Source organism: Cognatundibacterium crateris (genome assembly GCF_010078235.1).
Lineage (GTDB): Bacteria > Pseudomonadota > Gammaproteobacteria > Burkholderiales > Burkholderiaceae_D > Undibacterium > Undibacterium crateris.
In genome coordinates, this window is the sequence record NZ_JAABOS010000003.1 from 535,870 (window position 1) to 554,551 (window position 18,682).

An 18,682-nucleotide genomic window follows, 5' to 3' on the forward strand; every position below is an offset into this window, starting at 1 on the left:
GCACAAATGAAAACCCTGCGTTGGATAGTACTTATGCTGTTTCTGATTGGACTGGTGTTGGTGATTGCACATGCTTTGATGCCTGCATTCGCCTTGAGCGAGGCGGCTGCCTATCTGGTGGCAGCGGCTTTGGCTGGAGCCGCGGTGTTGTTGGCGGTGATCGTGCTGAGTTTGCGCTGGCGCGCCTGGATTTGGCGTCAGGGTGGCACCGATGTGCAGTGGCTGTGGTTTCCTGAAGATCCACCCGGATTACCGACGGTGCGTCAGACCCGGCAACAACGCGCCGAACAGCGGCGTCATTCCTCATGAGCGGCGCTATCCTTGATCTGAGTCAATTGCTGGCGCAGATGAAGCCGGTATTGCAGGATGGCGTCTACGCGCTGGTCTGTGTGCCGCACGATGCTGAGCGGCTGGACTTGCCCGCACTGGTGCGTATCCGCGAAGCTGAAGGCTGGACCTTAGTTCTGGAAGAGTCAATAGCACAGCAGGCGCAGCTGACGGTGTTGTTCCGTGCCGCCTGGATCACACTGCAGGTGCATTCAGATTTGCAAGCGGTTGGGCTGACTGCGGCGTTTTCCACTGCGCTGGCGCAGGCCGGTATCAGCTGTAATGTGGTGGCTGGCGCTTTTCACGATCATTTACTGGTGCCTGTCGAGGATGCACCGGCAGCGATGGCCGTGCTGCAGGCTTTGCAGCAGCAAGCGGCCAACTTATCCGTGCCTTCTTAACCCAGTAATTCCCATAAGCGATCCCAGTCGTCCGGACGAAATGCGCCCTCACGCTTGAACACCAGCTGATGCCGGGCATCTAAGACAAAGTGAGTGGGTGTGCTGCTGATATTGCCGAAATTGTCTTTATGGCCGGGAGCCATACGCCAGGCCGTCGGGAAGCGCTGGCTCTTAGGGTAGGCCTGGGTGGTGACCTCATTGTATTCGTCGAGTTCTTTTTTATTTTTGTCGAGATTGACGCCCAGTAAAGTAAATTTTTTGCTGCTATTACCCGCATAAAACTCACGCATTAACTTCAAATCTTTACTGCACACATCACAATCGACAGTAAAAAAACTGACCAGCACGACTCTGCCGGAAAAATCCTGTAAGCCTAGCGGTTTGCCATTCACGTCCGTGCCTTGCAATTGCAAGCGGCTAGCTTCCGCTGCATAGCTGGATGAGCTCAAGCCCACTAACACACTGGCAGCTGTGGTTTGCAGAAATTGGCGACGATGCATAGGGTCTCCCTGAGAGTGGAAAAATGCAGGCAGTAGCAAAAGCTTGCACGTGGCTGCAGGACTTTGCATTAGTCGCTTAGCAGCCAGAATGCTTTCACTATAGAAGAAAAATATTTTGTCTCAAGGCAATATTGGCCCGAAGATAATTGCGTGTTGTTTCGCTAAGGGGGCATTCCTGTTTTTTTATCGGAACAGGATAGTTCAGCTATTTGTTCTCTGATTCTGGCTATCTGTGCTGGAATTGAGGTGCTACCAGCTATAGGTTGTTTACACCAAGCCAATTAACAAAAAAATGGCTTGGGGATGTGCACATGCGCAGACCTTACTGCTTGGGGCGAAATGCCTGAAGATCACCGCGATGGATCGCATCAATGATTTGTCTGGCATAGCTGACGGCACGTTCATACCATAGGCCGTTTTTATCTCCGGCATTCATCAAATCTTCTTTGATTAAGGCTGCCAGACTGGTATGACAGCGGGCGAATGCGATGCAGGCAGTGATGACATCTTCGTTCGTCGCAGAACAGTCACCGCCCATCTCGCAGGCTGCCAGACGCCATGCAGCATGAATGATGATGCCTTCATCAGAAAAGACGGGATAACTTTTTCCATTCAGAAAAAAATTACTACCGGTACTAGTCTTATCATTGCTCGCATTAATGCCGTAATCACTGACCAATAATGGGTCTTTGTAGGCAAAGATCGCTTGCATGATTTGGTTTTTAGCTAATGCTGCGCCCTGAGGGTCTTTCAACGTTGAAATGCCAGTTGCCAATGTGCTCACTTTAACAAATGGATCTGCTTTTTGGATTGCTTCTTCTCGCAGGGATTTGACTGCTTCGTCGCTGAGTTCGTCGGCAGAAAACCCTTGACACAGATATTGCAGATAATCGAAAGACCTTTGTCGGGCTGAGAAATGCTCTGATGGGAACTTTTGATCAAACTGTAAGTTCGCTTTGTCACGTATCAGAATTTCTTTCGAAACACGGCATTTTTGCAAACTTTTTAGTGCGTATGCAAGGGCACCCGATTCCGGGTGCTGCTTCGCATATGCGACAAAGGCGCGCATATCCTTGGTTTGCGCATACATTTGGGCGACACCTGCTTCAGCCGGCATTTGGCTGGGAGGGGCCACTGTCACCGCTTTGCTCGTTGCCACCTCAACGGATGCGGGCTAACTGGGTATCCCCGTTGCCCGGGTGATAGCGTTAGCAGTAGCGGGCTCAGGATAAAAATGCGCTATTAGCGCTGTTATGCAACTGAGGATGATGAGCGTAAGCAGCGTTTTCTTGGCGGCAGTCACAATTTTGGTATGGCAATTATTTATTTCATACATATAGCTGATTTAAAGATGATGCTTTTTTTGGGGAGCAGATAGAGCAGCCAGGCATATATGGGATATGCCTGGCATTGACAACTTTTCGCGTTGCCGGGTTGTATCATACCTAAGTCGTATCAGTCTTTTAGATCAGAAGTAACTATTTTTTCGGACGAAAGAATTGCAAATCTCCACGATTGATTGCGTCCAGAATCTGACGTGACAACAGTTGAGCCTGGACATATTTTGACCCGTCGCTATCACCATAGCCAGCAAGTTCAAATTTCAAATACGATGGTAAATCGGGAAAGCAACGTGCATAGCCCAGGCAGGAACTGACTACTTCCATATTATTGGCTGAGCAATCAGCCTGCAATTCGCAGGCGGCCAGTTTCCACGCTGTTCTGATCATCCAGCCATCAACACTGAAGGTGGGATAACTTTTTCCATCTAACACGAAACTCGAGCCTTGCGCTTTACCATCATTTGCAACTTTGAAACCGTACTCCGCAACCAGCAAAGGGTCTTTTGTGAGGAAGATTTGATCTAATATTTTCTCTTTGACTTTAGCCGATTCAACAGGCTTGTTTGTAGAAATAGTCGATCTCAGTTTCTCTGCTTGCAGAATGAAGTCTCCTTTTTGAACGCCTTCTGCTTTATGGGCTTCGATCGCGGCTGAAGCCAACTCACTATCACTGAAGTCCTGACAGCGATATCTTACTGCTTCGAATGAAGTTTGCCTGGCTGCATACGACTCGGAATTTTTTCTAGGATCATATTGCAGATTGCTTTGCTTCTTAGTTAACAGGCCTCTTGCATAAGCACAGTCGTACAGTGCTCGTAAGCCATAACCATAGCCGCCTTTTTCCGGAAATTTTTTCGCATATTCAACAAATGCACGCATGTTCTTTGATTCGGAAAGTAACATCGATAACGACTTATCTTTTTCCGAAACACTGAGCTTGTTTGGTACCGTTGCTTCGTTTTTCTTTACAGAAATTTGTGGGGCAAGGTTCTGCTTAACCGGATGGGTATCTTGGTTCGTTGCAGCACTTTGCTCATGATGAAAGTAAAAAAATGTAGCGACTGAACTTGCTGCAATAAGGATGGCAATTTTGATTAATTTCATTTGAATTCATTGATTAACCGAATGAAGGACAATTTGGGCTAGGCTCGGATTTACCTGTTCCCTGTCTCCATGTGCCTGGAACTGGGGAAATTACTTTTAGGGTACTAAAACGTGAACCTACATACCATTGTTCTGTTCCCCCATCTGCATACGTGACAGTCAAACGATAGTTTTGCTGCGTATTTGTGATATAAGACAAGATTTCAGCAGCTAAAGTACGGAAGCTGTTTTCTAAATTGATGATATTTTGAACAGAGCTGGCAGCTAACTGCCGAGTGACTTCATCATCCCCAGATAAAACATTTGAATATTCCGTACCACCTACTCCAAGTGGTAACGCTTTTAACACACATCGTATATCACTCACTTGCGTTCTCAATTGCGCTAATTCGTCATAAGACGGGCCTGAATCGCCGGGCTCACGACCTGGGTCTATATTGCCGGTTCCGCCATCACCTCCATTGCCATTTCCGAAATCACCCCAACCACATTTTTCGGAAAGTATTCCACTGCAATCTCTTTGACCAATAACGTCCACGGATTGTCCGTCCCCTGCAGTGGAGAATTGTGCTGGGGTAATGAGTGTAATGAGGCATAAATTAGCGAGTGTTTTTTTTACAGAAGCGTTCTTAAACATGTTGATTTTATTTCCCAAGTTAATAGCAATTAAAATTTCTCAGAGGAAATTAATGTATTTTCTTTTAAAGAAATCTTCAATTAAAGAATGAATTTTATTTAAATAAATATGTATAAAAACAACAAATCATAGAGGCTAAGTTCATCTCTTTCCACCACAAAATTCTTGCTGTTTGTTTTTTTTATATTGCCTTTAATCCTCTTCCGCCATCCAGAAAAACACCACGGTCAGGCGTTTATCGCGCAGGCTTTGGCCGAAGTAGCCGGTGGCGCTGTGGACCAGGTTGGCTTTGTACAAAATCATGCGGTTGAATACATTTTCCACGCGTAAGTCTTCATACCAGGCTTGTATAGGCAGGCCGCGTACTTTGAGCGCATCGACCAGATTATTGTTCGGGGCTGCCACGATATTGCCGCCGATGGCGCCATTCGGGTAGCGCAGGCGGCAAAAGCTGGTGCCGGAATCCGGCGCCGGATCGCGGCTCAGGTAAATCACGCAGGCATAACGGCACAGGCTGCGGCTATCGGTATGCGGATGTGGTCGGCCTTCCTGCTGGCCGACCAGTTGCGCCACATTGCTGTCCAGCTTCAATCCGCCGGGAGCCTGACCCGTCCAGAGTTTTTGCTTGCCAGTTAATTGCTTCACCTTAGCCTCCAGTGCCGCCAGTTCCTCGGGCAAGAGCGCACCGTGAAAGCGCATGCCCGGCCAGCTTTCCTGGGTATAGGGTTTGCCGTACTGCCACTGCTCGCGTTGATAGCAGCGTTCTGCAATTTCTTCTGCATTCGGCAAGGCCTGATCGACGATCCAGTAATTTTTACCGTGTTCCAGCGGCTCATACGGCAGGCTGGGTGCGACGGCGGGGACGGCGGGTAACGAGACCCCAGGTGCGGGTAAAGGCAACATAGCGCTTAGTTCGATTGTGGTTTGATGCGTATCAGGAAGTGGTCTTACTTATTGGCCAGCCTAGTATGCGCAATACAGGGTCTCCCGCCTAGTAACAGCTTATAAATCCGCTGGCTCGTGTTGCTTTCACACCAATTGTCCCGCGCTCTCAGCTTCATCGCTCAGGAACAGTCGCGTGCTGCAATGCTATCAGGAAGTTCATTCTGATAACGTTCGACCAGTGCATCCAGAAACACACGTGTGCGTGCAGGCATTAGCCGGCGTCCCGGGAATACGGCCCAAACCGGAATTTCCGGCCCTTGCCAGTCACCCAGGATGGGAACCAGGGCCTGGGTTTCCAGATAGTTTCTCGCGAAGTGGTGCGACATCAGCATGATGCCCATGCCCTGTACCGCCAGGCGTATCAGTATTTCCGGTGAATTGGCAGTGGCGCGTCCGGGCGGGATGCCTTCCCATTGCGCATTGCCACGGCGCAGACGCCAGGGGATGGCATCTTTATTACGTGCAGTCAGACGCAGCGCATCGTGTTCCATCAGCGCTTCCGGCTCGCTGGGCGTGCCGCGCTTCGCCAGATACGAGGGGGCTGCATATAAGCCTGCCTTAAACGTGGTCAGACGCCTTGCTGCCAGCGAGGCATCGTCAGGCAGTTCGCCTACCCGTATCGCGACGTCAAAGTTTTCTGCGATCAGATCGACCCGCCGTGGCGACAAGTCCATATCCAGCTGTATCGATGGATAGCGGCGTAACAGGTCGCCCAGAAAAATGCCCATAGGCCCATAGGCGAAATCGCCAGGCATAGAGATGCGTAAATTGCCTGAGGGTTCGGCCTGACGATGCTGGGTCAGTGCCAGCGTGGCTTCCACTTCTTCCCTGACTTGCAGCGCATGTTGTAGCACGCTGTGACCGAATTCCGTCAGGCTGAGCTGACGTGTGGTGCGCAGTAACAGGCGTTCGCCGAGCTGGGTTTCCAGGGTGGAGATACGGCGCGACAGCGTAGATTTTGGCAAACCCAGCCGCTCTGCGGCTTTGCTAAAGCTGCCTTCTTCCGTAACCCGCGCAAACAGGAATAAGTCATTGGCTTCTATTTGCATACGCTTGCTCCAGTATTGTTCCGAAAATGGAACAATGATATCCAATTTATCGTCTTCTGTATTGAAAGTGGAACGTATAAAGTAGCTACATCGCCAAACGGAACAGCAAATAGTGAACTGCGCGTAAGGCGAGCTTCGATATAGCGACATCCGAACCAGCAGACTAAGTCATTCAATCAGACAAGGAAACGATCATGAAAATTTTGCAAATCAACTCCAGCGTACGTTCCGCTAATTCGCACAGCAACCGCCTGGCGGCTGAGCTGAGCGCCCATTTGCTGGCGCAACATCCGGGTGCCACATTGCAAGTGCGCGATCTGGGTGCGACACCGCATCCGGTACTGGACGAAACTGCCTTGCAAGCCTTATTCACCCCAGCCGACCAGCGCACAGAGGCGCAGCAGGCCAGAGTGGCCCAGGATGATGCGCTGATTGCAGAATTGCAGGCGGCAGACAGCGTAGTGATCGGTGCGCCTATGTATAACTTTGGAATTTCTGCGCAATTGAAAAACTGGATCGATGCGATTTCGCGTGCCGGTGTGACTTTCCGTTATACCGCACAGGGTCCGGAAGGTTTGCTGACCGGTAAAAAAGTGTATGTGGTGTTGAGCCGTGGTGGCCTGTATCGGAATACGCCGAATGATACACAGATGCCTTATCTGCGTGCTTTCCTGGGCTTCCTTGGTATGAACGATGTGGAATTTATTTATGCAGAAGGCCTGGCCATGGGGCCGGACAGTGAAGCACAGGCGCTCAGTGCGGCACGCGCAGAGATCGCTCAATTGAATTAAACAGAAGCACATGGATGGTACAGGCTGACTCTGACATATCAGCCTGATATTTAGCATGAAGGAGCAAGGTATGAACACGAATCACCAACCTGAAGTCGTTACTCGTCCACGTCAAGTCGAGCATTTGGTCGTCGGACAGGAAACGTCCGATGGCGCCGGTGTGAAACTCACGCGCTTGCTCGATCACCAGTTGCAGAAGCGCCTCGACCCTTTCCTGATGCTGGATGCCTTTGGCAGCGATCAGCCTGATGATTACATCGCCGGTTTTCCCGATCATCCGCACCGTGGCTTTGAAACCATCACCTATATGCTGACCGGTCGTATGCGCCACCGTGACAGCGCTGGAAATGAAGGCTTATTGCAAACCGGTGGTGTGCAATGGATGACCGCAGGACGTGGGGTGATCCACTCCGAGTTACCTGAGCAAGAGTCAGGTCGTATGGCAGGATTTCAGTTATGGCTGAATTTGCCAGCGCAGGACAAGATGTGCGCGCCCTGGTATCGCGACATTCAGCGCGAGCAGATTCCTGAACTGCGCACAGAACAGGATGTGCTGGTGCGGGTGATCGCCGGTACCAGCCACGGTGTGACGGGTGCGGTGCAAAGAGCGCATACCCAGCCGCTGTATCTGGATATCCATAGCCCAGACGGTGCCAGCTTTACGCAAGCATTGCCGGCAGCAATGAACGCCTTTGTCGTTGTCTATGAGGGAGCGTTGCAGGTGCAGGGGTCTAAGGTGGCAAAGGGGCAAATGGCGATACTGAACAATGCGCCGGAGTCTGATGGCGTGCAGTTCCGGGCAGTCGGTGCGACCCGCGCCATTCTGGTAGCCGGGCAGCCGCTGAATGAGGCCATCGTACAGTACGGCCCGTTTGTGATGAACAGCCAGCAGGAAATTATGCAGGCAATTGACGATTACCGCCGCGGGGCATTCGCCGCGTGAACCTGGCGACTGATGGGCATGGCTATATGCGCATCGCGAACTGATTAATTTGAAAGGAAATAAACATGACATATTTAGAAAAAACCGGCCCGCTGTTTGGGCGTGTATTGATTGCTCTGATTTTCGTGCTGTCAGGCGTCAGCAAAATCACCGGCTTTGATGGCACGGTAGGCTATATCGCTAGCAAAAATCTGCCTTTCCCTGCACTGGCTGCGGTTGCGGCAATCGTGGTGGAACTGGGTGGTGGCTTACTGTTGATGTTGGGCTGGCGCGCCCGTCTGAGTGCAGCAGCGATGGGATTATTCACGATTGCGGCTGCCGTGCTGTTCCATGACTTCTGGGCAGCGGCACCGGATGCAGCCCACAACCAGATGATTCACTTTATGAAAAATCTGTCCATGGCCGGTGGCTTGTTGATGGTGGTGGTACATGGCAGCGGACCGCTGAGCGTGGATCGCCAGGATTGAATGCAGTCTGCCTGAAAATAAAAAACGCTGATACAAGATCAGCGTTTTTTTCATTTAGCCTGAACTGCTACCGCGTATCAGTCCTGATCGAGTTGCAGTTGTATCACGCCAGTTGCAGGTGTCGCGCAGGGTTCATCGTCAAATGCGATATCGCCATTGGGGTTGGCATTGCCATCGAGTTTCAAGTCATGGAAGTTGAACAGATTTCTGTCCATCAGATGCGAAGGAGCGACGGTCGATAAGGCAGAGAAAATATTATCGACGCGGCCAGGATGTTTCTTTTCCCATTCACGCATCAGGTTTTTGATTTGCTTACGCTGCAGGTTTTCCTGTGATCCGCACAGATCACAAGGAATGATAGGGAATTGCCGTACTTGCGCATAACGTTCAGTATCGGCTTCTTTCACATAGGCCATAGGGCGGATCACGATATGTTTGCCATCGTCCGACTGTAGTTTGGCTGGCATGCCTTTGAGTTTACCGCCGAAGAACATATTCAGGAAAAAGGTTTCCATGATGTCGTCGCGATGATGGCCGAGCGCGATTTTGGTCGCACCCAGTTCATCGGCTACCCGGTACAAAATGCCTCGGCGCAGTCGTGAACACAGCGAGCAGGTGGTTTTGCCTTCTGGGATCAGGCGCTTAACGATGCTATAAGTGTCTTGATTTTCGATGTGATACGGGATGCCGATTTTTTCCAGATAAGCAGGCAGTATATCGGCCGGGAAATTCGGCTGCTTTTGATCCAGATTGACGGCCACGATCTCGAAGTTGATAGGTGCGCGTTCGCGCAGCGTCATCAGGATATCGAGTAAGGCATAACTGTCCTTGCCACCGGACAGGCAGACCATGACCTTATCGCCTTCTTCTATCATATTAAAATCGCCTATGGCCTGACCGACCAGGCGGCACAAACGTTTGTGCAGCTTATTGTTTTCGTAGGCGATTTTTTCTGCTGACTTGGTTGCCGACTGAGTGGCCGACTGAGTGGCTGCGGCTTCGCCGGCGCCGGATGTGAGGGATTCATTCAAGGCTTGCATGGTCTGACTCTGGTTTTACTGTTGAATTGCTGGTGCTGGATGTTTAGGCAAGGGCTTTGGCACAGCAGGGCGAGGCGGGGAGTTGATCTTTGCCGGTCGCGCTGCGTTTGCCTTAACGCGCATGCCTGAGTTTTACTCTTTAATCTGAAACACTTCTACGCCCACACCTTCACAATCCGGATAGACATCCGGTTTCATGGTGGAGACACAGACTGCGCGTACCCGTGGGTGAGCCAGCATGCTGCGTGCCACATCATCACACAGGGTTTCCTGCAAATGAATATGGCCTTGCGCTATCCGTGCCGCGATGGTGCCACGCATGAAATCATAATCCACGACCTCATCGAGCAAATCATCTTTTGGTGTCGACAAGGCCAGCGGGATATACAGATCGACATTGATCAGCACGCGCTGTTCGCCTTTTTTTTCAAACTCATGCACACCGATATTGATGTTGACTTCATAGTTGCGCAGGAACAAACGACGGCAATCGGTCAGTTGCGGGTGGTGCAGGACGGATAACATAAAAAGCTCGATTCTTAGAAAAGTTAACTGAGGTTACCGGTATTCGCAGTCGCGACGAACATTACATCGCGCTGCAAGGGAATTAAATGCTGGCCGCCATCGACCAGGATAGTGGTGCCCGTGATGGCCGGACTATCTGCTACAAAGCACACCGTGCGCGCGATATCATCCGGCGTACTGGAACGTCCCAGCGGTGTGACCTGATGGGCCTGCGTAAAATCGGCCTCACTCTGATGTCCGGATACCATGGTGATGCCGGGCGCTACGCCGACTACCCTGACTTTGGGTGCCAGCGCTTGTGCCAGCGTGGTCGTCGCGCATTGTAATGCGGCTTTGGACAAGGTGTACGATAAAAAATCAGGATTCAGATTGAACAGCTTCTGATCCAGTAACTGGATGGCACAACTTTGACCGTGTTCCGGCGTGGCAGCATATAGCGCCTGGGTCAGGATAACCGGGGCCGCCAGATTGGCATGCATATGCCGGTCCAGCGCAGCATGACTGAAGCTGTGCACATCATCTTCTTCAAACAGGGATGCATTATTGACCACGCAATGTATGCCACCCAGCGTGGCGATCACTTGTGGCAGCAAGGCGCGGGTCGCTGCTTCATCGGCCAAATCGCAAGCGAATGCCGCAGCACGGCGGCCCATGGACTGTATCTCAGTCACTACCTGGGCAGCCTCGCTGCCTGAACGGCCATAATGTACAGCCACGTCCCAGCCTTGCCCAGCCAGGGCGAGCGCGATGTGGCGACCTATGCGTTTAGCCGCACCGGTCACCAGGGCGACGCGTGGAGCGGTGGAGCCGGTCGGCGCTTCAGTGTGCATGCTGCTCATGGAAATTCTTCACAGTGTTGTTACGGTTTTCAATACAATGCCGGTATGCAAAAATTATCTCTACCTTTACCGGCGCCGGATGCGCTTGCAGCTTCACAAGCTTTGCAACAACGGATTTTGGACGAACTGGCCCAGCATCAGGGCTGGCTGCCTTTTTCACGCTATATGGAGCTGGCGCTGTACGCACCCGATCTGGGTTATTACAGCGGCGGTGCGACAAAATTAGGCAAAGACGGCGATTTTACAACGGCGCCTGAAATGACGCCGCTGTTTGGTGCCACGCTGGCGCAATTTTATGCGCAGTGTCTGCCGCAGATCAGTGCTCAGGTCATGGAGTTTGGCGCTGGCAGCGGCAAACTCGCGAAAGACTTTCTGAGCGAGTGCCGTACAGCAGGTATCGCGATAGAGCGCTATTTTATCGTGGAATTGTCTGGCGAACTGCGTGCCCGTCAGGAAGAATATCTGAAAGATTTTGCTGAAGTGCAGTGGCTGCCCGCGATGCCAGAGGCATTTTCCGGACTAGTGGTGGGCAATGAAGTGCTGGATGCGATGCCGGTCGACCTGCTGCGCAAGACAGACAGCGGCTGGCGCGAAGTGGGGGTGGCATTGAAGAGCAGCGAGGCCCAGCCTGCTTTAGAGTTCGTGGAGCGCGACTGCGATCCGGCGCGCGCAGCACAGATCCCGGATGCTGATACGCTGCAGGAGGGTTACCTGACCGAAGTCCACGCTGTTGCGATCGGCTTTATGCATAGCTTGTCCGCTATGCTGCAAGCCGGACAGGCGCACACCGGTAAAGCGGCCGCAGCCTTGCTGATCGACTACGGTTTCCCGGCGCGTGAGTATTATCATCCGCAACGGCATCAGGGCACGCTGATGTGTCATTACCGCCATCATGCTCATCCCGATCCTTTTTATCTGCCGGGCTTGCAGGACATTACCGCCCATGTGGACTTTACTGCGATGGCCCAGGCCGCACTGGATAGCGGTCTGCACTTGCATACTTATGCGAGCCAGGCTGGTTTCCTGATACAGGCTGGTATCGCACAGGTGTTGGCGCGTACTTCCGCCGAACAGGTGATGCAATATCTGCCGCAGGCCAATGCCTTGCAAAAACTGGTGTCGCCAGCAGAAATGGGTGAATTATTTAAAGTATTGCTGGTTGGGACAGAACTCAGTCTGCCTGCTACTTTGCTGCAGCAAGACCGCTCACACCGCCTGTAAATCCCTGTTCAGCCTTTGTGGCTGGCTGATCCTGAAGGGAGTCTGCTTATGTTTCGCTGGTTTTTGACCCTGTTTTTGGTCGTAATTGTATTTTCCAGTCTCTTACCCTGGCTGGAAAAACTGGGCATCGGCCGTTTGCCGGGTGACCTGCGTTTCCGCCTGTTCGGTAAGCAGTTTTCGTTTCCATTCGCCTCTACCATCCTGATCGCCTTATTCGTGCTGGTAGTCGCCAGATTTGTTAAATAAGGGGAATTAGGTTGCCTAAACGCAGCATTTTTTTCTGCAAACAGGGCAACATGCATAAAGTTCCGCTCTGCACTGCCGTCACATGCATATAATGAATCTGGCGACAGTCTAACCGTGCAGTACGCACGGTCATCCCATGTCTGGCAATCAGTACAATAATTAAGCTAAAGGTTGAAATGAGCGAACTCAGTGACATCAGGGCATTGCTCGTTGAACCGCATCAGGGCATGCGGGTCAGTTTGCACAATATGTTGAATTTGTGTGGCATTACCAAAATCGAGCATGCACTCACCGCTGGTACGGCGGTGCGGTCGATACAGAATAAGGTCTATGACCTGATCCTGTGTGAATACGACCTGGGCGTCGGTCAGGATGGCCAGCAACTGCTGGAAGATATGCGCCATCATAAGCTGGCTCCCTTATCCACCATCTTCATCATGGTCACGGCCGAGCGTAGCTACGCGAAAGTCGTCAGTGCCGCCGAGCTGGCCCCATCTGATTATCTGCTCAAGCCTTTTACTGCTGACACTTTGCTGGAACGTGTGATCAGGGCTTTAGAAAAACGCCGCGCCTTTGTTGACGTCCATGCACTGATGGAAGAGGGGAATCCGACTGAGGCGATTGTGGCCTGCCATCATGGGGAGCGCGATTATCCCAAGTATGCAGTCGACTTTATGCGCCTGCGCGCTGAGTTGCATGTGGTGCTGGGCGAGGCAGTGGAAGCTGAAGCCTTATACACCCAGTTATTCGAATTAAAAGCCGTGGCCTGGGCACGTCTGGGTTTAGCGAAGACCTTGTACATGCAAGGTAAATATCAGGAAGCAGAGATTATCCTGAAAAATCTGGTGGCTGAAAATAATAAGTACATGGATGCCTATGACTGGCTGGCGAAAACCCATGAAATGATAGGCCAGTTACCAGAAGCGAAAGAAGTGCTGGATACTGCCGTCAGTGTGTCACCGCATGCGGTGCGGCGTCTGCGTAATCTGGGCCGGATTGCGATGGAAACCGGCGATATAGAAACGGCAGAAAACGTATTTAAAAAGGTAGTCAGTAAGGCCAAATTTTCTGAATTCCGCGACCCTGAGGATCACCTGAACCTGGTTGGTGCGCTGGTCAAAAAAGGCGATACCGATCAGGCGAAATCGGTAATACGCGACATGGAAAAAAACATGGTCGGGCTTAAGAAGACCGCTGCCTGCCGCGCGATTTCTGCTGCCATGGTGCATGCGAAAACCGGTGATAAGCGCCTGACCGAAGAATTGGATAATGCGGTGGTTGCCTCACGTGAGGACATCGGCCTGTCGACCAATGCCAAACTGGGGCTGGCAAAAAGCTGCCTGGAAAATAATCAGGAAAGTCAGGCGTCCGAAATCGTACTGGATGTGATGAAAAATGCCAGTAACCAGCGCATGATGGCACGTGCTATGGGTGTGTTTGAAAGCGCCGGTAAGGGGCATCTTGCTAAGGAATTAGCGCAGCGCAGCCAGAAAGAGGTGATGGATCTGGTGGCGCTGGGGGTACAAAAGGCGAAGCAAGGCGACTTCCGTGGCTCGGTTGAACTGATGACCGCTGCGGCAAAAAAATCGCCTGATAATCCACAGGTGGTATTGAATGCGGCGCTGGCTGCGCTGAAGTGCCTGGAAAACATGGGCTGGGACAGCACGATAGGCGAGCAGGCGCGCGAATTGATTGAAGCTGGAAGACGTCTGGATCCTATGAATCCGCGTCTGAAAGCGATCCGCGGTTTGTATGACGAACTGCAGAAAAAATATGGTTTGGCGGTCAACCGTACTGCCAAAACCTGAGGTATTTCCCCTTAGGCCAGCTGCTGTGGCTGGCCTTGTCCGCATTGACGCGACCAAGTCCTGAACCCTGTCCCACGCATATCGCCTACAATCAGGATTTTTCTTTGCCGGAGTTTGTCATGAGTTTTGCCACCTGGTTTGCCTTTGTCATTGCCGCTTGCGTGATCGCGATTTCGCCGGGTTCTGGCGCTGTATTGTCGATGTCGCATGGGCTGAATTACGGTGTGCGTCGTACCAGTGTCACCATTATGGGTTTGCAAGCCGGTTTGCTGATGATACTGGCGATTGCCGGTGCCGGTGTCGGCTCTGTTCTGCTGGCCTCTGAGCTGGCGTTCAGCATCGTCAAGGTGGTCGGTGCCTTGTATCTGATCTATTTGGGCTGGATGCAATGGCGCACCCGCGTCACACAGGGCATGCTGCAAGGCACAGCTGATAAAGTGGTTCCATCCGTGAAGCGCCGCTTTCTGACTGGCTTTCTGACCAATGCGACCAATCCTAAGGGCATCATTTTCATGGTGGCGGTTTTGCCGCAATTCATATCGCAACAGGCGCCGCTGTTACCGCAGTTGCTGATACTGGCTGTGACTATGTGTACGGTAGACCTGATGGTCATGCATAGCTATGCGTTTGCCGCTTCCGGTGCGCAAAAGTATTTCCGTGATGAGCGCTGGCTGCAAAGGCAGAACCGTTTTTTTGGCGGCATCCTGATGGCAATTGGCGCTGCGCTATTCTTTGTGAAGCGTAGTCCGGCAAATTAAACAGCTATCCGACAAAGACGGCAGCTCACTTTGTTGGGCTGCCGTCTTTTTTTCCCGATTTATCTTGAATTTACTCGCTTAAAGGGATGCCCTGCTTTTTGGCCAGTGCGTCAATGTCCTGCCAGATGGTCATCTGATTCAGTAAGCGGCTGGCCGGGTCTATCATGGCTGCCAGATTAAAAAAGCGTTCCAGCGAGGTCTCATCAAAGCTCATGGATTGCGAAAAATTAATGCGGCCATATTGCTTGTGAAATGCGTGCAGCAAGTCGGCTGGCGCATCTTTATGCCATGCCTGCATTAAGCCACCTACCATCAGTGCACAGTCGGTAGTCTGTTCCAGACTGCGTGCACTGCGTGCCGTAGCGACATCGCGGAAGTCCAGCAGACGCGGGAAAAATACCTGACGTACCCAGCTGGCCGGAATGCCATCCGGGCGCTGCAGACTGGCGCTGCGCCAGTATTTCCAGCTCTTTTCCGTCTCGTGCGCAGCTACAAACTGCGGATCGGCCACCAGCAGGCAGTCTTCACCCAGTTCTATATCCAATACTACCGGCAAGCCTGCCTGATGGCCGATGTCATCCAGCCCAGCCAACACAGGCTTACTGCCTTTCTGATCCTGCAGCGCATTGACAAAAGCCCCCATCACTGCGGCGTGTTGCTGATGCAGTTCACTGGTATTTTTGCAAAATCCAGCACAGGCAGCGTAATAAGCCATTAATTCGCCGACGAAAACTCCACCGCTCAAATGGTGATTTTCCAGTCCCAGGCGCTGGGTGTCGTTGCTGATACCCTGCCGTAGTATGGTGTACAGCTGATTCGTGGTGCAGCCAAACTTTACTTTGCTGCCAGCGGCAAGTCTGAATTCGCTCATGGATTTACTTTCTGAAATAAGCCGAGCGCGAGCTCGGGTGGGCGTGCGATCACAGCTTGTCCTTGATAGCTGACGATAGGGCGCTGTAATAATTTAGGAGTGGTCACGATGGCTTGCAGCGCGCGCAAACTGTCGGCGCCCGCCAGACTGGCAGCACTGTACTCTTCTTCATTTGAGCGCAACATCGCTTGTACATCGCCACCGAGCTGTGTCAGCAGTGTTTGTAACTGCTCCAGCGTCAGCGGCGTCTTTTGGTAGTCGATGACTTCCAGTCTTAATTGCTGTTCACTTGCGGTCTGCTCGAGCAGAGCCAGTGTTTCGCGTGATTTGGAGCAACGTGGATTATGGTAGAGCTGTATCATAAGTATTCTTTAGCATTCTTTACAGAAAACGGTCACCGACACCTGCCAGTACCAGGCAGCCAAGCACGGCGAACACAGTTGCGGCGATCCAGCGTACCAGCTTAAACGGAAAATTGGGCGACGCCACTTTACCCAAAAACACCGCCGGTACGTCGGCAATCAGCATGCCCAGCGTCGTGCCCGCAATGACGCTGACCAGCGCTTCATACTTTGCTGCCAGTGCAACCGTGGCGAGCTGGGTTTTATCGCCCATTTCAGCCAGGAAGAAAGTCACACAGGTCAGTAAAAAGACGCCGTAGCGGCCATCCTGGATGCCCTCATCATCCATGTCGTCCGGCTTCAAAGTCCAGGCCGCGATAGCGATAAATGAGAGCCCAAGTCCCCAGCGCAACCAGTCTGCAGGAATGTGGCTGGCTACCCAGCTACCAATTAAGCCGGCCAGCGCATGGTTGGCCAGAGTGGCGACCAGGATGCCCAGAATAATGGGGGCAGGCTTTTTATACCTCGCTGCCAGTAACAGCGCGAGCAATTGCGTTTTATCGCCGATTTCACCGACGGTGACAGCGAGTGCAGAGACGAGAAATGCTTCCATGTGTGTATTTGGGACGGGGCGGACTGGCCAATGACAGCAGCACGCCGCCCCATCCCTGGAAACGCCATGCGACTATCAAAGGTCTTGCGAAATCCACGAATAATCGCAGATCCGGCGCACCATGACGAACCCGTCAAGTATGTTGATGCGCCGTCTTCAGCAGGGCTGAAGCTGGCTACTCCCCAATGATTGAGAGCGCGCATTATAGCTCAGGCAATCCGTGTCGCATGGAAAAATTCAAGCACGGTTGAGCATGGAATTAAGCTGAAAACCTAAAGTCTACTTGCCTTGCTACGCTTGCAAGCGTCTGTTAAACCTTGGATTGTAGCTGTTGCAGCCAGAAAAAATACTGGATACTTATTTTTATAAGTCTATGCTATTAATGGATGTTATCGATAGCGGGCACTTACAAATAGGTGAAATCCTTGCTTATCAGCTTAGCTTTTGCATAGTGTGTGCAGCGCAGTGCCGGTGTTGTCCGGGTCTGCGCAGGCCTGGCCTTGGACTGCTGAGTGTGTGGAAAGTGTCATGCCAGGAAATAGAGGGTGATACACTGAAATTTTATAAATCATTTTATCCGGATGTGCAAAGTGGATGCCTATCTGAATCATTTCATGAGCTTTTGGTCTGCAGCAGAGATTAATGCGAATTTAATCATTTTCCTCAATATTTTTGGCGCGATGCTGCTGGGATTTGTGGTGGGCTATGAGCGTTCCTACCATGGCAGGGCAGCGGGAATGCGTACTTATGGACTGGTGTGCATGGCCTCGGCTGCGCTGGTCGTCATTGCAGGCTATCCTGACTTCTGGTTTGGCGGCAGGGCGCTGGCACCGATGAATCTGGATCCTTCGCGTACAATTCAGGGCATCGTCACTGGCATAGGCTTTCTGGGCGCGGGTGTGATTATGAAGGAAGGTTTCACGATCAGCGGGCTGACCACGGCAGCATCGGTCTGGGCCTCGTCGGCCATTGGTATTCTGGTCGGCGTAGGCTTTTATGCCGCTGCGATACTGCTGGCGCTGTTGTCTGCCGCCTGCATGATCTGGGTACATAAACTGGAAGCCTGGTTGCCAGCCCGGGCCGCGATTGCCATCACCCTGCGTTTTCAGCCCGGCGTGCAGCCGGACGAGACAGATTTGATCGCTATGGCGGAACGGCATGGTTATGAACTGGCTGAAGGGACGCTCGCGATCGCTATGCAGGCAGGCTGTACAGAATGGCGCTTTGTTGCCGTTGCGCTGGACCGCCGCTCTGCCAGTCCGCTGGCCGTACTTTCGCATGACTTTCAGCAAAAACCATACATAGACTCATTTCAGCTCAACCATGCGAGAAATTAAGCTGAGCGCTGAAAAACAGGCTTGCACAGGAAAAGTGTGCTCTTTTCTCGTCATTTTATTATTGATTAAATAATTATTTATCGTTTTTTGACTCTTTTTAGAAAACAGCCTTGACAGGTGTGAGGTCGATCTATATAGTTCGGGATTCCCTGCGGAGAGGTGGCCGAGTGGTTAATGGCAGCAGACTGTAAATCTGCCCTCTTGCGAGTACGCTGGTTCGAATCCAGCCCTCTCCACCAGGTAAAGAATTTTAAAGAATTTGTATTGCGGCTGAAGTGGTAGCCCCTGCGGGTGTAGCTCAATGGTAGAGCTGAAGCCTTCCAAGCTTATGACGAGGGTTCGATTCCCTTCACCCGCTCCAGTTTTTTGCATCGCTATTGTGCGAAACAAGCTGCCCTTGTAGCTCAGTGGTAGAGCACTCCCTTGGTAAGGGAGAGGCCACGTGTTCAATCCACGTCAAGGGCACCACTAAAGCTGGTGTTTCAAGTCTGAAGTCGTCGGGCGCGTGCCTGAGTATTCTCATCAAAATCGTTAGGAGTCCAAAATGGCAAAAGGTAAGTTCGAACGCACCAAGCC

The 18,682-nt window shown here is 51.9% G+C and carries 22 protein-coding genes, 3 tRNA genes and 1 riboswitch; of the genes, 13 read left to right on the forward strand and 12 right to left on the reverse strand.

Annotated features, from left to right (window positions below; genetic code table 11):
* Positions 1–6: 6 nt before the first annotated feature.
* Both EYB48_RS08360 and EYB48_RS08365 read left to right on the forward strand, forming a co-directional pair.
* Positions 7–309: a hypothetical protein gene (locus tag EYB48_RS08360; protein WP_162019862.1), complete on the forward strand. Its 303-nt coding sequence runs from the start codon at positions 7–9 to the stop codon at positions 307–309.
* A complete protein-coding gene (locus tag EYB48_RS08365; protein ID WP_162019863.1) occupies positions 306–728 on the forward strand; it encodes an ACT domain-containing protein in 423 nt (140 codons plus the stop codon). Before EYB48_RS08360 ends, EYB48_RS08365 begins: the two co-directional genes overlap by 4 nt.
* Here the strand turns inward: EYB48_RS08365 and EYB48_RS08370 are convergent.
* The 6 genes from EYB48_RS08370 to EYB48_RS08395 all read right to left on the reverse strand — a co-directional run bounded on the left by EYB48_RS08370 (position 725) and on the right by EYB48_RS08395 (position 6,351).
* Positions 725–1,228, reverse strand: coding sequence for a TlpA family protein disulfide reductase (locus EYB48_RS08370; protein WP_162019864.1), 504 nt, complete (start codon positions 1,226–1,228; stop codon positions 725–727). The two genes, EYB48_RS08365 and EYB48_RS08370, sit on opposite strands and share 4 nt — an antisense overlap.
* 322 nt (positions 1,229–1,550) lie before the next feature.
* Positions 1,551–2,387, reverse strand: coding sequence for a hypothetical protein (locus tag EYB48_RS08375; RefSeq protein WP_162019865.1), 837 nt, complete (start codon positions 2,385–2,387; stop codon positions 1,551–1,553).
* Positions 2,388–2,706: 319 nt separating this feature from the next.
* Positions 2,707–3,675 (reverse strand): hypothetical protein, encoded by a 969-nt coding sequence (locus EYB48_RS08380; protein WP_162019866.1) that lies wholly within the window; start codon positions 3,673–3,675, stop codon positions 2,707–2,709.
* 13 nt (positions 3,676–3,688) lie between these two features.
* The gene (locus EYB48_RS08385) at positions 3,689–4,312 is read right to left on the reverse strand and encodes a hypothetical protein (protein WP_162019867.1); all 624 of its coding nucleotides are present in this window, start codon (positions 4,310–4,312) and stop codon (positions 3,689–3,691) included.
* Positions 4,313–4,504: 192 nt separating this feature from the next.
* Positions 4,505–5,215, reverse strand: coding sequence for a DUF6445 family protein (locus EYB48_RS08390; protein WP_162019868.1), 711 nt, complete (start codon positions 5,213–5,215; stop codon positions 4,505–4,507).
* A gap of 161 nt (positions 5,216–5,376) precedes the next feature.
* Positions 5,377–6,351: a LysR family transcriptional regulator gene (locus EYB48_RS08395; RefSeq protein ID WP_328823316.1), complete on the reverse strand. Its 975-nt coding sequence runs from the start codon at positions 6,349–6,351 to the stop codon at positions 5,377–5,379.
* Between the two features lie 149 nt (positions 6,352–6,500).
* Here EYB48_RS08395 and EYB48_RS08400 point away from each other — a divergent pair, with 149 nt between their 5' ends.
* The 3 genes from EYB48_RS08400 (at position 6,501) to EYB48_RS08410 (ending at position 8,507) form a co-directional block, all read left to right on the forward strand.
* Positions 6,501–7,097: an FMN-dependent NADH-azoreductase gene (locus EYB48_RS08400; protein ID WP_162019869.1), complete on the forward strand. Its 597-nt coding sequence runs from the start codon at positions 6,501–6,503 to the stop codon at positions 7,095–7,097.
* Positions 7,098–7,167: 70 nt separating this feature from the next.
* Complete coding sequence (locus EYB48_RS08405; RefSeq protein WP_202927722.1) at positions 7,168–8,040, forward strand: pirin family protein; 873 nt, start codon at positions 7,168–7,170, stop codon at positions 8,038–8,040.
* Between the two features lie 65 nt (positions 8,041–8,105).
* Entirely contained in the window at positions 8,106–8,507 is a 402-nt protein-coding gene (locus EYB48_RS08410; protein ID WP_162019871.1) for a DoxX family protein, read from the forward strand.
* Between the two features lie 77 nt (positions 8,508–8,584).
* Here the strand turns inward: EYB48_RS08410 and ttcA are convergent, their stop codons facing one another.
* The 3 genes from ttcA to EYB48_RS08425 form a co-directional block, all read right to left on the reverse strand.
* Positions 8,585–9,538, reverse strand: a complete 954-nt coding sequence (gene ttcA / locus EYB48_RS08415) for a tRNA 2-thiocytidine(32) synthetase TtcA (protein ID WP_408058273.1) — start codon at positions 9,536–9,538, stop codon at positions 8,585–8,587.
* Positions 9,539–9,679: 141 nt separating this feature from the next.
* Positions 9,680–10,072: a dihydroneopterin aldolase gene (locus tag EYB48_RS08420; RefSeq protein ID WP_162019873.1), complete on the reverse strand. Its 393-nt coding sequence runs from the start codon at positions 10,070–10,072 to the stop codon at positions 9,680–9,682.
* Between the two features lie 23 nt (positions 10,073–10,095).
* Entirely contained in the window at positions 10,096–10,902 is an 807-nt protein-coding gene (locus EYB48_RS08425) for an SDR family oxidoreductase (protein ID WP_162019922.1), read from the reverse strand.
* 54 nt (positions 10,903–10,956) lie between these two features.
* Here EYB48_RS08425 and EYB48_RS08430 point away from each other — a divergent pair, with 54 nt between their 5' ends.
* From EYB48_RS08430 to EYB48_RS08445, 4 genes are all read left to right on the forward strand, one after another.
* A complete protein-coding gene (locus EYB48_RS08430) occupies positions 10,957–12,132 on the forward strand; it encodes a class I SAM-dependent methyltransferase (RefSeq protein WP_162019874.1) in 1,176 nt (391 codons plus the stop codon).
* A 48-nt stretch (positions 12,133–12,180) separates the two neighbouring features.
* Positions 12,181–12,378, forward strand: a complete 198-nt coding sequence (locus tag EYB48_RS08435) for a DUF2905 domain-containing protein (RefSeq protein ID WP_162019875.1) — start codon at positions 12,181–12,183, stop codon at positions 12,376–12,378.
* A 176-nt stretch (positions 12,379–12,554) separates the two neighbouring features.
* Positions 12,555–14,186, forward strand: a complete 1,632-nt coding sequence (locus EYB48_RS08440) for a tetratricopeptide repeat-containing response regulator (RefSeq protein ID WP_162019876.1) — start codon at positions 12,555–12,557, stop codon at positions 14,184–14,186.
* 119 nt (positions 14,187–14,305) lie between these two features.
* Entirely contained in the window at positions 14,306–14,944 is a 639-nt protein-coding gene (locus tag EYB48_RS08445; protein ID WP_162019877.1) for a LysE family translocator, read from the forward strand.
* Between the two features lie 70 nt (positions 14,945–15,014).
* Here EYB48_RS08445 and EYB48_RS08450 read toward each other — a convergent pair whose 3' ends face one another.
* Genes EYB48_RS08450 through EYB48_RS08460 form a run of 3 tightly spaced genes read right to left on the reverse strand, consistent with a single transcriptional unit; the run spans position 15,015 to position 16,769 of the window.
* Positions 15,015–15,815 carry a hypothetical protein gene (locus EYB48_RS08450; protein WP_162019878.1) on the reverse strand — a complete coding sequence of 267 codons (801 nt, stop codon included), beginning with the start codon at positions 15,813–15,815 and terminating at the stop codon, positions 15,015–15,017.
* Positions 15,812–16,177: an ArsC/Spx/MgsR family protein gene (locus EYB48_RS08455; protein WP_162019879.1), complete on the reverse strand. Its 366-nt coding sequence runs from the start codon at positions 16,175–16,177 to the stop codon at positions 15,812–15,814. Before EYB48_RS08455 ends, EYB48_RS08450 begins: the two co-directional genes overlap by 4 nt.
* A 19-nt stretch (positions 16,178–16,196) precedes the next feature.
* Positions 16,197–16,769 carry a TMEM165/GDT1 family protein gene (locus tag EYB48_RS08460; protein ID WP_162019880.1) on the reverse strand — a complete coding sequence of 191 codons (573 nt, stop codon included), beginning with the start codon at positions 16,767–16,769 and terminating at the stop codon, positions 16,197–16,199.
* Positions 16,770–16,858: 89 nt separating this feature from the next.
* Positions 16,859–16,965, reverse strand: a riboswitch (yybP-ykoY riboswitch).
* Between the two features lie 418 nt (positions 16,966–17,383).
* Here EYB48_RS08460 and EYB48_RS08465 point away from each other — a divergent pair.
* The 4 genes from EYB48_RS08465 (at position 17,384) to EYB48_RS08480 (ending at position 18,574) form a co-directional block, all read left to right on the forward strand.
* Positions 17,384–18,106 carry an MgtC/SapB family protein gene (locus EYB48_RS08465; RefSeq protein ID WP_202927723.1) on the forward strand — a complete coding sequence of 241 codons (723 nt, stop codon included), beginning with the start codon at positions 17,384–17,386 and terminating at the stop codon, positions 18,104–18,106.
* Positions 18,107–18,259: 153 nt separating this feature from the next.
* Positions 18,260–18,345: transfer RNA gene (locus EYB48_RS08470), tRNA-Tyr, on the forward strand.
* Positions 18,346–18,393: 48 nt separating this feature from the next.
* Positions 18,394–18,467 (forward strand) — tRNA-Gly (locus tag EYB48_RS08475).
* Positions 18,468–18,499: 32 nt separating this feature from the next.
* Positions 18,500–18,574 (forward strand) — tRNA-Thr (locus tag EYB48_RS08480).
* Positions 18,575–18,682 lie beyond the last annotated feature (108 nt).